We start from the raw sequence: 1,346 nt of genomic DNA, 5'->3' as shown, positions 1-1,346 counted from the left end.
TAGAATGATATAATCGTATTCTGTGTCCACAAGTGACTCCATAAATGTAGTTACAAACAATTCTTTGTTTTGAATCTCAGGGAATTGAGCTAAGTTATAACCTGATGGAAATACTAGAAAATCCATCTTATCGTGTAATTTTTGCATCAACCTTGGATTCACTTTTTTCTCTAGCAAATCTTGCTTCGTACAAATATACTGCAAGAGGTTGTAATCATTTTCTTTTCTTACAAGCTCTAATATATTTTTACTATCGTGGCTAAGACCAGTTCCAACCGCAAAGCTTGGCCTTACTTGGTCTGCTTCTACATAAAGTACCTTTTTCCCTAAATGAGCTAACTCATTTGCCATCGCAATACTTAACGTGCTTTTTCCTACGTTTTCATTTGTGGCATAAAAGGCAACCATTCTTACTTGCCGATCCATCTTAAAAACTCCTTTCTTACTTAGATTCGCTCAGATACTGCGCTACATACTCTTTTACATTTTTAGAAATTGGATTGGTCGAATGCTTCTCTACATAGTCTAAAATGTTCTTTTGATCAGATATTTGCGAGAACCCTTCTGCTGGTTCTAATTCTTTCCCTGTTTGTTCTATTTTTTGTCCGACTGCAACAGGAATCACATCTCCAAGTGTTTTTGCACGATTTAAGTATTGAAGTTGTTCAGGTGAAACAGCTAGCGTATATAATCGCGTTACTTTGGGCTTTTGTTTTCCTTCTTGTTCTTCTTTTGATTCTTTCTTTTCTAATACAAATGCATCTTCTGTATTGCTATCTTTTGCGGCCGTAACACGTACACGTTGGAAAAGACCACCAAACACAACTTTCTCATTGTCGCCTTCTTTCACAACCTGTTTGAAATACAAGTCGACATACGTGTTCGGAATGATACTATTACCTGAACTTGTTTCCAAATCAACGAGTAACGGGAATGCAACTTCTCCATCTTTTAAATTTAAAATGGCAGAGTCAGGTAACTCTTCTTTCTTTACTACTTTGTTTTTAAAGAGATAGCTATTTTCTGTAATGGGCTGCCCATCATTTGTCCACTTACCTACTACTTCTTTTTTATTTGCACGTAATGCATTGGGGGGAATCGCATCACCAGGTAATGTTCGTTCCACTAGCATGTCTTCTTTAATCTCTGTATGCGCAGGTATATCCTTTGCGGCTACAACAATCTTTGTTGGTTTTACTGCATTTTCGACTGCGAAATGATTGTACCCATAGATACCCGCTACTGTTGCAGCAGCTAAACCTACCGCAGCAATCTGCTTCTTTTGAAACTTAGATGGCTTCAATGTTTGTATTCCTCCTTATGTAGCCTTTAAACGCAAAAAAAGG

The 1,346-nt window shown here is 37.2% G+C and carries 2 protein-coding genes; both read right to left on the bottom strand.

The window, feature by feature from the left end; genetic code table 11:
* Nucleotides 1–426: AAA family ATPase (locus tag ACS2CR_RS34155; protein WP_242300454.1), on the bottom strand; the 426-nt coding region annotated here is incomplete at its 3' end.
* A 16-nt stretch (nt 427–442) separates the two neighbouring features.
* Nucleotides 443–1,303 carry a Flp pilus assembly protein CpaB gene (gene cpaB / locus ACS2CR_RS34150; RefSeq protein ID WP_021727955.1) on the bottom strand — a complete coding sequence of 287 codons (861 nt, stop codon included), beginning with the start codon at nt 1,301–1,303 and terminating at the stop codon, nt 443–445.
* Nucleotides 1,304–1,346 lie beyond the last annotated feature (43 nt).

Origin of the sequence: Bacillus cereus group sp. BceL291 (genome assembly GCF_051776705.1) — a bacterium.
GTDB lineage: Bacteria > Bacillota > Bacilli > Bacillales > Bacillaceae_G > Bacillus_A > Bacillus_A cereus.
This window is presented reverse-complemented; position numbering and strand designations above follow the sequence as displayed.